This is a genomic window from Alcaligenes sp. GW821-FHT11D07 (genome assembly GCF_058808495.1).
Genome location: NZ_JBXART010000002.1, coordinates 534,338 through 546,726 on the forward strand (window position 1 = coordinate 534,338; position 12,389 = coordinate 546,726).

11 protein-coding genes are annotated in these 12,389 nt (G+C 56.2%); 7 read left to right on the forward strand and 4 right to left on the reverse strand.

Annotated features, from left to right (window positions below):
- Window positions 1-132: 132 nt before the first annotated feature.
- The 3 genes from ettA to AC1RSM_RS11095 all read left to right on the forward strand — a co-directional run bounded on the left by ettA (window position 133) and on the right by AC1RSM_RS11095 (window position 2,706).
- Entirely contained in the window at window positions 133-1,806 is a 1,674-nt protein-coding gene (gene ettA / locus AC1RSM_RS11085) for an energy-dependent translational throttle protein EttA (protein ID WP_492932455.1), read from the forward strand.
- A gap of 10 nt (window positions 1,807-1,816) precedes the next feature.
- Window positions 1,817-2,353, forward strand: coding sequence for an isochorismatase family protein (locus tag AC1RSM_RS11090; RefSeq protein ID WP_492932457.1), 537 nt, complete (start codon window positions 1,817-1,819; stop codon window positions 2,351-2,353).
- Between the two features lie 125 nt (window positions 2,354-2,478).
- Entirely contained in the window at window positions 2,479-2,706 is a 228-nt protein-coding gene (locus AC1RSM_RS11095; protein WP_492932459.1) for a YMGG-like glycine zipper-containing protein, read from the forward strand.
- A 339-nt stretch (window positions 2,707-3,045) separates the two neighbouring features.
- On the opposite strand, the gene minE is transcribed toward AC1RSM_RS11095, so the two are convergent.
- The 4 genes from minE to AC1RSM_RS11115 form a co-directional block, all read right to left on the reverse strand.
- Window positions 3,046-3,324: a cell division topological specificity factor MinE gene (gene minE / locus AC1RSM_RS11100; protein ID WP_492932461.1), complete on the reverse strand. Its 279-nt coding sequence runs from the start codon at window positions 3,322-3,324 to the stop codon at window positions 3,046-3,048.
- A 1-nt stretch (window position 3,325) separates the two neighbouring features.
- Window positions 3,326-4,141 (reverse strand): septum site-determining protein MinD, encoded by an 816-nt coding sequence (minD, locus tag AC1RSM_RS11105; RefSeq protein ID WP_492932463.1) that lies wholly within the window; start codon window positions 4,139-4,141, stop codon window positions 3,326-3,328.
- A gap of 239 nt (window positions 4,142-4,380) precedes the next feature.
- Window positions 4,381-5,148 carry a septum site-determining protein MinC gene (gene minC, locus AC1RSM_RS11110; RefSeq protein ID WP_492932465.1) on the reverse strand — a complete coding sequence of 256 codons (768 nt, stop codon included), beginning with the start codon at window positions 5,146-5,148 and terminating at the stop codon, window positions 4,381-4,383.
- 10 nt (window positions 5,149-5,158) lie between these two features.
- Entirely contained in the window at window positions 5,159-6,916 is a 1,758-nt protein-coding gene (locus tag AC1RSM_RS11115) for a glutamine--tRNA ligase/YqeY domain fusion protein (protein WP_492932467.1), read from the reverse strand.
- Between the two features lie 148 nt (window positions 6,917-7,064).
- Between AC1RSM_RS11115 and AC1RSM_RS11120 the strand changes: the two genes are divergently transcribed.
- Genes AC1RSM_RS11120 through AC1RSM_RS11135 form a run of 4 tightly spaced genes read left to right on the forward strand, consistent with a single transcriptional unit; the run spans window position 7,065 to window position 12,381 of the window.
- Window positions 7,065-8,405, forward strand: coding sequence for a cytochrome ubiquinol oxidase subunit I (locus AC1RSM_RS11120; protein ID WP_492932469.1), 1,341 nt, complete (start codon window positions 7,065-7,067; stop codon window positions 8,403-8,405).
- Window positions 8,402-9,451: a cytochrome d ubiquinol oxidase subunit II gene (locus AC1RSM_RS11125; protein ID WP_492932471.1), complete on the forward strand. Its 1,050-nt coding sequence runs from the start codon at window positions 8,402-8,404 to the stop codon at window positions 9,449-9,451. Before AC1RSM_RS11120 ends, AC1RSM_RS11125 begins: the two co-directional genes overlap by 4 nt.
- Window positions 9,452-9,456: 5 nt before the next feature.
- Entirely contained in the window at window positions 9,457-11,229 is a 1,773-nt protein-coding gene (locus AC1RSM_RS11130; protein ID WP_492932473.1) for a ClcB-like voltage-gated chloride channel protein, read from the forward strand.
- A gap of 21 nt (window positions 11,230-11,250) precedes the next feature.
- Window positions 11,251-12,381 carry a hypothetical protein gene (locus tag AC1RSM_RS11135; RefSeq protein ID WP_492932475.1) on the forward strand — a complete coding sequence of 377 codons (1,131 nt, stop codon included), beginning with the start codon at window positions 11,251-11,253 and terminating at the stop codon, window positions 12,379-12,381.
- The last annotated feature ends 8 nt before the right edge of the window (window positions 12,382-12,389 follow it).

Sequence of the window (12,389 nt, forward strand, 5' to 3'; positions counted from 1 at the left end):
TATTACCTGAGGACAGGCCTGCACTCAGGCCCGGCGTTAGCCTCTGGACCAGACAGAAGCGCGCCTTTTGGGCGCCAAACGCCTACAATCCCAGTTTTCCGAACACGACCTGTTTTTCCTTTTTAGGTTTATATGGCTCAATACGTTTATTCGATGAACCGCGTGGGCAAAATCGTGCCGCCCAAGCGGCAGATTCTGCGCAATATCTCCTTGTCTTTCTTTCCGGGTGCCAAGATTGGTGTGCTGGGCCTGAACGGCTCGGGCAAATCCACCCTGCTCAAGATCATGGCTGGGGTAGATACCGAGATCGAGGGCGAAGCCGTCCCGATGGCAGGAATCAAAATTGGGTACCTGCCTCAAGAACCTCAGTTGAACCCCGAGCACACTGTACGCGAAGCTGTACAGGCTGGCCTGGGCAAAGTGTTCGAGGCGCGTCAGCGTCTGGATCAGGTCTACTCTGAATATGCCGAGCCCGATGCTGACTTTGATGCCTTGGCCGCTGAGCAGGCCGAGTTGGAGTCCATCATTGCCGCCGCTGCTACCAGTGGTGCGGACGATATTGAAACCCAGATGGAAATTGCCGCTGACGCCCTGCGCTTGCCGCCATGGGATGCGTCTATCGGGAATTTGTCGGGTGGTGAAAAGCGCCGCGTCGCGCTGTGTCAGTTGCTGCTGTCCAAGCCAGATATGCTGCTGCTGGACGAGCCGACTAACCACTTGGACGCCGAAAGTGTGGACTGGCTGGAAGTGTTTCTGCGCCAGTTCCCCGGTACTGTCGTAGCGGTCACTCACGATCGTTACTTCCTGGATAACGCCGCTGAATGGATTCTGGAACTGGACCGTGGACATGGTATCCCTTGGAAGGGTAACTACAGCTCCTGGCTGGAACAGAAAGACGACCGCCTGAAGCAGGAAGAAGCTTCTGAAAGTGCCCGTCAACGCACTATCAAGAAAGAGCTGGAGTGGGTTCGTCAGAACCCCAAGGGCCGTCAAGCCAAGGCCAAAGCCCGTCTGGCCCGCTTTGAGGAACTGTCTTCGCACGAATACCAGAAGCGCAACGAGACTCAGGAAATCTTTATTCCTGTGGCCGAGCGTCTGGGTAATGAAGTGATCGAATTTGAAAATGTCAGCAAGGGCTATGGCGATCGCCTCTTGATCGACAACCTGAGCTTTAAAGTGCCTCCAGGCGCGATTGTCGGCATTATCGGCCCTAACGGCGCGGGTAAATCGACTCTGTTCCGCATGCTGGCCGGCAAAGAGCAGCCGGATTCGGGCACTGTCACGCTGGGGCAAACCGTCAAACTGGCGTATGTGGACCAGTCGCGTGATGCGCTGGCCAATGAAAAAACGGTTTTTGACGCCATCGCTGATGGCGCAGACTTGTTGACGGTAGGCCGCTTTGAAATGCCATCGCGTGCTTATCTGGGCCGTTTCAACTTCAAGGGCGCCGATCAGAACAAGATCGTGGGCAATCTGTCCGGTGGTGAACGTGGCCGTCTGCATTTGGCCAAAACACTGATCGCGGGCGGCAACGTGTTGCTGCTGGACGAACCGTCCAACGATCTGGACGTGGAAACCCTGCGCGCGCTGGAAGATGCCTTGCTGGAATTTGCGGGCTCGGTCATGGTCATCAGTCACGATCGGTGGTTCCTGGACCGTATTGCCACTCATATTCTGGCTTTTGAAGGTGATTCACAAGCCGTATTCTTCGATGGCAACTATCAGGAATACGAGGCAGACAAGAAGCGCCGCCTGGGCGAAGATGCTGCCAAACCACGTCGTATCCGCTACAAATCCCTGAAATAAGGAAAGTGTCATGCCTGTGCTCAATGCTCACCAGTCCTTCGTCTTGATTGTTGATATGCAAACGGGGCTTTTGCCCGCCATTGCAGACCATCAAGCTTTAGTCGAACGTTCCGGAAAGTTGGCACAGGCAGCACGCTTATTGGGAGTGCCGGTCCTGGCTACCGAGCACTGGGCCGAGAAAATCGGCCCGACCGACCCTGCTTTACTGCCGCATGTGGACAAAGTCCTGCATAAAAAGCACTTTGATGCCACGCGGGAAATGGATTTTCTGCCAGCTTTGCCTGTAGGTCGTACCCGGGTTTTGTTACTGGGTACAGAGTCTCACGTGTGCGTGTTACAAACTGGCCTGGGTTTGAAGGAGCATGGCTACGAGCCTGTGCTGGTGGGCGACTGTGTCGGCTCGCGTCATCCCGAGTCCCGTCAGGCGGCCTGGGATCGTTGGGCTATGCATGGGCTGGAGCGCGTTAGCGCCGAAATGGCCATGTTTGAATGGCTGGAGACACCGGCCAACCCAGTATTCAAGCAGGTTTTAGCTTTAATCAAGTAAGTTCATCAGTCAGCTAATTACATATGTTGCGTTGATTAACAATAGAGTCTGGACTAATTGGCAACATAGGGTGAAGATAGGTCTTGTTGCCGTGTTGAGCACGGATACTTCACGGAGATTTGCAGATGAAAATGACTACTATCACTAAAGTGGGCTTGGCTACAGTACTGGCCGTCGTGATGGCGGGCTGCTCGTCCTGGGATGGAATGAATAAACGCCAGAAGGGTGCTGTTACCGGTGCCGGTCTGGGCGGTGTTGCCGGTGCGGTCATTACCGACGGCGGCATTTTGGGCACGGTCGGTGGAGCTGCTATTGGCGGCGTCATTGGCGACCAGGTTGGCAAGAACCGTTAAACCGTATTGTCCTGTTTGAGCGCTGTGCGCTCAACGGGGAAAGCCTCAAAGCGCAGGGATTTCGATTCCGGCTTTGAGGTTTTTTTATGGGTTCTGCTTTTAGCTCGCTGCAGGCGCAGTCATGCGCGGGCAGGCAGTTGGGCCACCAGTGCTATCAAGAGAGCTGTGAGCGGCCTGGTGGGCCTGATCTGGTACACACCTAGCATCTGGGCCTGACTGTGCAGGCAGGCGTTTAGCGGTCTTCTGGGCAGTGCTGTTGGTAAAGCTTGAGACCAAAGAAAATGGCCATCCTTGGTGGATGGCCATAGCAGTCAAACAAGTTTGCTGATGCTGTGCGCTTTACTTCTTGTCCAGCGCGCTGGCATCGATCTGGGGCATTTCGATTTTGACTTCCAGCACTTCCAGCGAGTCCTGACGATCCAGGTTCACCTTGATGTCATCAGGATTGATTTTCACGTAGCGTGAAATCACTTCAACCAGCTCTTTTTGCAAGCGAGGCAGGTAGTCAGGGGCAACGCCCCCTTGACCACGTTCGTTAATAAGGATCAGCTGCAAACGGTCTTTGGCAACCGTTGCCGATGTTTTTTTATGACCCAGCAGAAAGGACAGGAAAGACATATTACTTTCCTCCGAACAGGCGCTTGAAGATGCCTGGTTTTTCGTAATCCACAAAGCGCAATGGTTTGTCGCCACCCAGGTAGCGATCTACGATGTCGTGATAGGCCTGGGCTACGTCACTTTCTTTGATATGGATAACGGGTACTCCTTGGTTAGAAGCTTGCAACACGGTTTCGGATTCGGGAGTGACCCCAATCAGTTTGATGCGCAAGATGTCCTCGACGTCTTGCAAGGACAGCATCTCGCCGTCGGACACGCGCTTGGGACTGTAGCGGGTCAGCAGCAGATATTCTTTGATCGGTTCCTGATTCTGTTCAGCACGGCGCGATTTGGCGGCCAGAATGCCCAGGATGCGGTCCGAGTCACGTACCGAAGACACTTCGGGGTTGGTTACCACCAGCGCATCGTCAGCAAAGTAAGAGGCCATCAAGGCACCAGTTTCGATACCAGCGGGCGAATCGCACACAATGTATTCAAAACCCATGCCTTTCAGTTCTTCCAGAACTTTTTCCACCCCTTCACGGGTTAGCGCGTCTTTGTCGCGCGTCTGAGAAGCAGGCAGGATGTACAGGTTTTCAATCTGTTTGTCACGGATCAGAGCTTGATTGAGCGTTGCTTCGCCTTGAATCACGTTGACGAAGTCGTACACCACGCGTCGCTCGCAACCCATGATCAGGTCCAGGTTGCGCAAACCGACGTCAAAGTCGATGACCACGGTCTTGTGACCGCGCATCGCCAGCCCAGATGCAAAACTGGCACTGGTGGTGGTTTTTCCCACGCCACCCTTGCCTGAGGTCACTACAACTATACGCGCCATGACAATCGGATTCCTTTGTTTTTCAAGTCACATAATCGTAAAGCATAACGGGCCTAATTTTGACATCCGTTCTGCCACTTAGCCTACTGCTTAGAAACAAAACATATCAATTGCTTTGTTCAGTGTCAGCTTACACGTTTGCTTTCGCGCTTTGTTGCATCGCCGAATCTATTTCAAACGTGCAGCTATATACATAGGTCTGTATAAAAAGCGCCGGCATGAGCCGGCGCGGTGTACTGCTAGGAGCTTAGGGGATCAAATCTAAGCGTATCCTCTTCCAGCGTCACGACCGCTGGCTTGTTGCGCAGTTGCTCATCCAGCCGGGTTTCAATAATACGGTAAACCCCGGCAATGGCGATCAGCTCCGGATCCAGCTCGGTGGTGAAGATGCGCGCCTTGGTATCACCGCGAGCACCGGCCATGGCTTTGCCGCGCAGTGGGCCGTAGACATGGATATTGCCATCGGCCACGACTTCAGCACCTTGGCTGACGGCACCAATCACAATCAAATCCGTGTGGCGAGCGTAGATACGCTGGCCGGAACGAAGCTGACGGTTAATGATGAGAGCTGCCGGGGCAATGGCCGGTGGTGGTGGGGCAGTAGCGGCAGGAGTCTCTGGCGCCGATTGCGACAGCACGGGCACTTCTTTGTCAGGAGCCGCCTGTGTTTGCGGACGGGCAGGCGGGTTGGACAGCTCAACATGAGGCAGGCCACTGTCGATTGCACCATCTGCATGATCGGGGTGAGCAATGATGCCCACCGGATGCAGCTTGTGCTGGCGCAAAGCATCGGTCAGCGCGGCCCAATCAATGGCTGCGTCAATCGCGCTGGCGTCAATGACAACGGGTTCGTCTTCAAAAAACGAACCGGCATCTTTCATGCGTTGGGCCAGTGCGGCCAACTGCTCCGCGGTATCGGCAGAGCGCAGCACCACCCGTACGGCGTATAGAGTGGCACTTTTGAAATCCAGGGCCTGGGGCCCTTTGACATGAGTCTGATCGTTCACGTTAATAGCCTTAAACCCAAGTGTCTTTCAGGGTCGTGGTGCGGTTAAGAACGGGTTTTTCAGCGGTGGAATCCACGCGGTCAGCCACAAAGTAGCCCAGGCGCTCAAACTGCCAGCGAGCATCGGGGGTAGCTTGGGTGCCTGGCTCCAACCAACCTTGAATCACGCGCAGCGAGTTCGGGTTGATGTGCTCCAGGAAATCCTGATCGGCGGCGTCTGGCTGCGGATGCGCAAAAAGTCGATCGTAAAGACGAATCTCTGCGGCAATAGCGTGTTCGGCGCTGATCCAGGTGATGTTGCCTTTGACTTTGACGGAGTCTGCACCGGGGGTGCCGCTCTTGGTGTCAGGCAGGTATTCAGCCAGTACCTGGGTAACATTACCTTGTTCGTCTTTGACGCAGCCGGTGCAACGCACCACATAGCCGTACTTCAAACGCACGGTATTGCCGGGGAACAGGCGGAAGTACTTCTTGGGTGGTTCTTCCTTGAAGTCCTCGCGCTCAATGTACAGGCGACCGGAAAACGGAAATTCGCGCTGACCAGCCTCGGGATTGTGCGGGTTGCGAGGTGCATGGCACAGCTCGCTTTGGCCTTCAGGGTAATTGGTGATGATCAGCTCAATCGGGTCCAGGATAGCGACGCTACGGTCAGCCACCGGGTCCAGATCGTCGCGCAAGGCCTGTTCCAACAAGCTGTAATCGACGTGTTGAGCCGCTTTGGACACACCCAGGCGATCCGTGAACAGACGGATGGCGCCCGCGCTGTAGCCACGGCGGCGCAGACCAGCCAGCGTAGGCATGCGGGGATCGTCCCAGCCCGATACATGGTTTTCTTGAACCAGTTGGCGCAACTTGCGCTTGCTGGTGACCACGTAGGACAGATTCAGGCGAGAGAACTCGTATTGCTTGGGCAAAGGATCGGACAACTGACCCAGTTCAACCAAGCGCTCCAGAATCCAGTTGTAGAACGGACGCTGGTCCTCAAATTCCAAGGTGCACAGGCTGTGGGTGATGCGCTCCAGCGCGTCTTCCACTGGGTGAGCCCAGCTGTACATGGGGTAGATGCACCATTTATTGCCAGTGCGATGGTGTTCAGCATGGCGGATACGGTACATGACCGGGTCACGCATATTGATATTGGGCGATGTCATATCAATCTTGGCGCGCAGGGCCATGCTGCCATCCGGATGCTTGCCGTCGCGCATCTCGCGCAGCAGGTTCAGCGATTCTTCGGCCGGGCGGTCACGCCAAGGCGAGTTCACGCCTTTTTCAGTCAGGGTGCCACGGTTGGCACGCATCTGCTCTGCGCTTTGCTCGTCGACATACGCATAGCCCGCATGTACCAGTGCCTCGGCAAACTGGTACATATAGTCAAAGTAGTCGCTGGCAAAGTACAGGTTGTCTTCGTTTTTGAAGGTCCAGTCAAAACCCAACCACTTGACCATGTCGATAATGGCGTCCACGTACTCCTGTTCTTCTTTCTCAGGGTTGGTGTCGTCAAAACGCAGGTGGCAGGCGCCTTGGTAGTCGCTGGCCAGGCCAAAGTTCAAACAGATACTTTTTGCGTGACCAATGTGCAGATAGCCGTTGGGTTCGGGGGGGAAACGCGTACGGATACGCGCGGCATCGACGCTGGCCCCGGCCTGGATGCTGGCTGGGCCCGGTTGACCGGCCCAGGATTTTTGTGCGTAACGGCCAGCGCTCAGATCCTGGTCGATGATCGTGCGCAGAAAATTAGATACGGGAGCGGGAGTGGAGTCAGAGGTCATACACGTTTGAAATAAAGAAGCCGACGGACTAATCGGCCATTTTGCCACGTTCTTGTTTTAGAGGGGTATTTGCCCTGAGAATTGAGGCAAGAACTTGAGTTAGTATGGTGGCGTTTGCAAGCCAATTCACCCTACACTAGCGCTCATTATGACGCACTCCGCCCTTTCCTTGTCTCATGCCCAGTTTTTCCTTAGTCTGGGCTTCATGCTGCTGTTTCTGGCTTTGGAGCTAGGGCTGGCTTGGGTGCTGCTGTTTTTCAAAGTCAAAACCTTTGGCAGTAATTCAACAGCCTGGATGGGAGCGTACCGGTTTTGGGTGCGTTTGTTTGCGCTGGCTTTCATTCTAAGCTTTGCCGCGTCCATGCCGGTGCTGATTCAGTTTGGCAGTGTCTGGCCAGGGCTCATGGAGCAGGTGGGGGATGTGATTGGCCCCATGTTGGCCGCCTCCATGCTGTCCTTATTCATCTTCAAGTCCTGCTTTTTGGGCGTGATGCTGTTTGCCCAGCGCATGCTCTCCAATGTGCTCCATACCCTGATGGTTTTGATGGTGGCACTGGGTGTGACGGTAACCGCATTCTGGCTGGTGGCGATTGTGGCCTGGATGCAGGTCCCCACAGGGGTGGATGTCATTGAAGGCCATTACGTGGTGCTGGACTGGCTGGATGTGCTTAGTACTCCCGCCTTGCCCTGGTACGCAGGCCTTTTATTAGTGGGCAGCTTGCTGACGGTCGCCTTTTTCATGATGGGCGTGACCTGTGCGCAGACCATGCAAAAACCCGTCACGGATCAAGAGCGCCTGGCGTTTCGCAGCGCTTTGTTTTTAGCGGCGGTGGCCTGGATTGCTCAGGTGTTTTTAGTTGTCGGCAATGGATTCATGACGGCAGAGCACCAGCCCGCTAAAGCGGCTGCGGCTGCCGCGTATTGGGACAGCGGCTCGCAGCCGGATCTGATTTTGGTGGCTGCGCCCTCGCATATGCAAGATAGTGTGTTGGGCGTGTTGCGCTGGTCGCACGCCGGTGGCCGTTGGCTAGGGCGTGACGAGAGCGGTATTTTGATGGGCCTGGATCAGTTTTCCGACGCCATGCCGCCTGTCACGCTGACGTTCTGGGCGTTCCGTCTCGCCATACTGGCAGGCACCTTGATGCTGTTTTTGCTGATTTGGGTCTTGATGCGCACTCGACGCTATGGGCTGGACCCGCATTCCTTATCTTATAGAGAGCGTCAGCTTATGGTGGGTGCGTCGGTTCTGGGCTGGATTATGTTGCTGGCCGGGGCCGCCTATGTCTTGCTAGGCTTTTTGCCGTACCTGGTCGGTAATGATATACAGGCAGCGCAGGTGCAGAGCCAGGAGAGTGTTGCCACGATGGGCCTGAGTTTGCTCTTTTATGGCCTGGTGTACGTGCTGTGCATGATCGGCTTTTTCCAAAAGCTGCGCCATGCCGTGCGTTTTGGCGTGGTGCCAGTAGCGCGTCATCGGGGGCGGGCATGATTGATTCCTTTGCAAATGCGCTGGGGCTGGGCGCTCATGACCCGGCCTTCTGGATGCCGCTGGCTTTTTTGGCCCTGTTCTTTTTGATCATTGTTGCTGGCACTGTTCTGGATGGCTTTGATATTGGCGTGGGCTGCTTGTCTTTATTAGCCCCCGACACCTTGCGCCCACGGATGCTGTCTTTGCTCAGCCCTTGGCGGGACGCGAACGAGTTTTGGCTTTTCTTGGGGCTGGGGCTCTTTGTATGTGCCTTCCCGAAAGCTTGGGGTGCGGTCATGGGGGGCTTGTACGGGCCTTTAAGCGCCTTGGGTATTGGCGTTTTCGCCCGCTCAGTCTCTTTTGAGTTTCGTTTGCGGGCTCCCGTAGAGCGGCAGTCTCGCTGGCAGATGGGGTTTGCGCTGGGCTCTTGCCTGACGGCTTTTTCCCACGGCGTCTTGCTGGCTCAAGTGGTGGTAGGTTTTCAAAGTGATGCGGGCTATATCTGGTTCTCCATCTTCATGGGCTTTTGCGCTATCGCGGCGTATTGCTTGCTGGGCGCCAGTTGGCTGATCATGCGCGAGGCTGGCGAACTGCGTGCTCGGGCGGTGAACTGGGGGCGCCGTTCGGTGCGCTGGTTTGCGGCGGGTGCCGTCGGGGTCTCGGTTGTGCTGGCCTTTGTGAATGCAGGTGTTTTGCTCAAATGGAGCGACGGCCCTTATTGGGGCTTGGTGCTGTTCTTGTGGGCGCTGATTCTGAGCTGTTTTGTCTCGATTGAAATGAGCCTGCAGCGCATGATCAACAGCAGCTATCGCACCACAACCCTGCCGTTTCTACTGACCTTGTTTGTGATGGTTTCGGTCATGGCTGGCCTGGCCTTCAGCTTCTTCCCTTATCTGATTCTGGATGAGATGACTATTTGGGACGCCGCCGCTGGCGTACCTGCCTTAAGTTTGATTTTGTCGGCCATTGTGATTGCCTTGCCCATCATGCTGATTTTTAACGTGTGGGTGTATTGGCGCATGTTTGGCTTGTCTCGTCCCCCGGTGCCGCCCAGCTTTAAAGGCTGACGTTCATGATTGCCCATTCCGTACTGTCGATGCGAAAGCGTCTGCAGGGTTTCAAGTGGTTGTCGGATATGCCTGCCATGCTGGCCTGGGCAGTGCTGGCTGGCATTCTTGGCGCGCTGGCAACCCTGGCTTTTCATCAGGGCATGCGCTTTGTGCAGCAGGTGGTCACGGGACAGCACGGTGGCATCGTAGCGGTGACGGAAAGTCTGTCCTGGTACATGCGCCTCTTGTTTCCTACCCTGGGTGGCCTGTGCGCCGGTGTGCTGCTGTGGCTGGCTGGACGGCTGCCCTCCGGGCGCAATTCCGACTATATGGAAGCCGTTGCCATCGGTGATGGACGTTTGTCCATACGCCAGGGCCTGCTGCGTTCGCTTTCCTCCTTGATGACTGTGGCCTCGGGCGGCTCTATTGGCCGCGAAGGGGCCATGGTGCATCTGGCGTCCTTGTCTGCCTCCACCATCGGGCGTTTCACTCTGTTTAGCGAAGCCCGCTTGCGCCTTTTGGTCGCCTGCGGTGCCGCAGCAGGGGTTGCCGCTGCCTATGGCGCTCCTATCGCTGGGGCGGTGTTCGTGGCCGAGATCGTGCTGGGCACCATGACCATGAGCAGTTTTGGTCCCTTATTGATGGCCGCCGTCAGCGCACACCTGACCATGCGCATGCTGGGGGGCTATCACGCACCGTATGAAATGACGGATGTTCAGGCCGTGGCAGGCTGGGATATCTTGCCGTTTCTGGTCCTGGGTGTGCTGATCGGCGTGGCCGCTCCCGCCTTTTTGAAACTGTTGAATTTGTTTCGTTCGCTGTTCAAGCGCACCGGCCTGGGTTTGCCACTGCGTTTGGCGCTGGGTGGCTTGCTGCTAGGTCTACTGTTGATCGTCATGCCACGAGTGGCGGGCAATGGTTTCAGTGTGGTGTCATCCATGCTGCATAGCGACTGGGCCTGGTATAGCGTCCTGCTCATTCTGGCGTTCAAGGTCTTGGCTACCGGTCTGACCGTGGGCTCGGGAGCAGTGGGCGGGGTGTTTACGCCTGCCATTTTTGTTGGGGCGGCCTTTGGCACCTTGTTCGGCAAGCTGGTCTTGCTGGTGGTGCCTGGGCTGGACCTGCCCTTGTACTTGTTCACCCTGGTTGGCATGGGAGCATTCCTGGGGGCGGCAACCAGTGCGCCTTTCATGGCAATTTTGATGCTGTTTGAAATGACGCTCAGCTATCAACTGGTCTTGCCACTGATCGTGGCCTGCGTGATGGCGTATTTTGTTTCGCGTGGTGTGGCCGAGGTGGCTATGTACGAGGTGACTCTGGTGCGAGAACGCGATGCCTTGCTGCGTCATAAGCTGCGTCACACAACCTTGGCTGAGTTGGTGCGCCCGGCCGATACCGTTGTCAGTACGAATACCCAGATGCGCGAGGCGCTGCAAATGTTCTTGGATTACCCGGTTCGCTATCTATATGTGGTGGACGAGGAACAGGTATACCAAGGCGTGATTGCCCAGCCCGACCTGACCCGGATGTTGCTGGACGACAACGCGGCACAGGAGCGGGTGGTCGGGGATATTTTGCGTATGGACTTCGTTAAAACCCTGTACCCCAATATGAGTCTGGACGAGGCGCAGGAACATTTCGTCTCCTTTGCCGGCGAGCGCCTGCCCGTATTGAATGGTGACGGTTCAGGTCGTCTGATTGGTGTAGTCTATAAGTCTGCCGTGCTGGAAAAATACTCTGCCATCAAACGCTCCTTGGATGCGAGCGGTGAAGTGATGCTGGATGCCCGGCGCTAAACTCTTTTTGTGACATAAATCATGCGTACAAAAGCTTGCCAGCGGAGTGTGGCAGGCGGGCTGATCGTCGGTCTTGCCATGCTGTTCGCTGTTCCATTGGCTATCGCCCAAAATCGTATAGGTCTGGAAAATCTGTCCGCCACGCGCGTTTATGGGGTGGACGAGGCCCAAGCCATTCCTGCCCAGGAGCTCCCGCCGGTGGAGCCCTTTTTTGACGCCTCGCAGTGGCATAGACAGGATTGGGACAGCAGTCCTGCGGACGCTATCGAATTTTCTTTTTCAGACTTCAGCCTGACCGGTTCCAGTACCGCCAGTCTTGCCCGTTCCATTCAGTACAGCCAGCAGTCCTCGCCGATTTGGAGTGCGCGCTGGCTGAGCAGCTCGCCCGATCAGGTCTGGCAGTTTGGGGAGCGCAATTGGCGGTATGTGAACGACGAAGGGCTGCAACTGACCTTGGGAAATGACACCGTGACCGCCCCAGACTGGGCGCGGCCAGTCGCCCTGGGCGGCATCAATATCACCCAGCAGTTTGACCAAGGCCCTGCAGGACCGTGGCGTTACGCCTTGGCGGTCGGGGCTTTGGATATGACCGGCAAGCAGGATAACGGGGACTTGGTGTATGGATCTTCGGCGAGCAGCCTGATGGTCAGCACTGACATTACTAGCCGAACCAGTATTGATACGCAAATGGAAAGTGCTCGCGACTTCGGGCTGACCGGGGTGGGTGCCACTTACCGATCGTCTGACTTCGGGGTTTGGCAGGCCAGCGTGGCCCGTGCCTCCCATTCAGTCGGGCAGGGGTGGCGCTATCAGGCCGCGTATGGACTGGATGTGCTGGATGATTTGCACCTGCAATGGCAGGGCGAGCGCTACCAGGATAATTTTCTGGACTTGAGCCGCTATCAGGGCATGAAGGTGGATGCTGCCAGCAGTCGGCAGGTCGTCGGCTTGTCTGTGCCCTTGCGCCGTTGGGGGGAAGTCCAGACCCAATACGAGGTGCAGCAGGTCGTGGCCGGGGGAGAGAACCGCTACCTTGGGGTCACGCAGCAGTTCTGGTACAGTCCCCACCTTAGGGTGGGTTTGCAAGCTCGCCGTCATCTGGAAAGTCGTCAGTCGAACATCGCGCTGCGTTTTTCTATACCGATTTTTTAAGCAGGCGG

What these genes read in the sequence shown, in the direction of transcription:
- ettA (WP_492932455.1), top strand. Translation starts at nt 133, where the DNA reads ATGGCTCAATACGTTTATTCGATGAACCGCGTGGGCAAAATCGTGCCG.
- AC1RSM_RS11090 (WP_492932457.1), top strand. Translation starts at nt 1,817, where the DNA reads ATGCCTGTGCTCAATGCTCACCAGTCCTTCGTCTTGATTGTTGATATG.
- AC1RSM_RS11095 (WP_492932459.1), top strand. Translation starts at nt 2,479, where the DNA reads ATGAAAATGACTACTATCACTAAAGTGGGCTTGGCTACAGTACTGGCC.
- minE (WP_492932461.1), bottom strand. Translation starts at nt 3,324, where the DNA reads ATGTCTTTCCTGTCCTTTCTGCTGGGTCATAAAAAAACATCGGCAACG.
- minD (WP_492932463.1), bottom strand. Translation starts at nt 4,141, where the DNA reads ATGGCGCGTATAGTTGTAGTGACCTCAGGCAAGGGTGGCGTGGGAAAA.
- AC1RSM_RS11115 (WP_492932467.1), bottom strand. Translation starts at nt 6,916, where the DNA reads ATGACCTCTGACTCCACTCCCGCTCCCGTATCTAATTTTCTGCGCACG.
- AC1RSM_RS11120 (WP_492932469.1), top strand. Translation starts at nt 7,065, where the DNA reads ATGACGCACTCCGCCCTTTCCTTGTCTCATGCCCAGTTTTTCCTTAGT.
- AC1RSM_RS11125 (WP_492932471.1), top strand. Translation starts at nt 8,402, where the DNA reads ATGATTGATTCCTTTGCAAATGCGCTGGGGCTGGGCGCTCATGACCCG.
- AC1RSM_RS11130 (WP_492932473.1), top strand. Translation starts at nt 9,457, where the DNA reads ATGATTGCCCATTCCGTACTGTCGATGCGAAAGCGTCTGCAGGGTTTC.
- AC1RSM_RS11135 (WP_492932475.1), top strand. Translation starts at nt 11,251, where the DNA reads ATGCGTACAAAAGCTTGCCAGCGGAGTGTGGCAGGCGGGCTGATCGTC.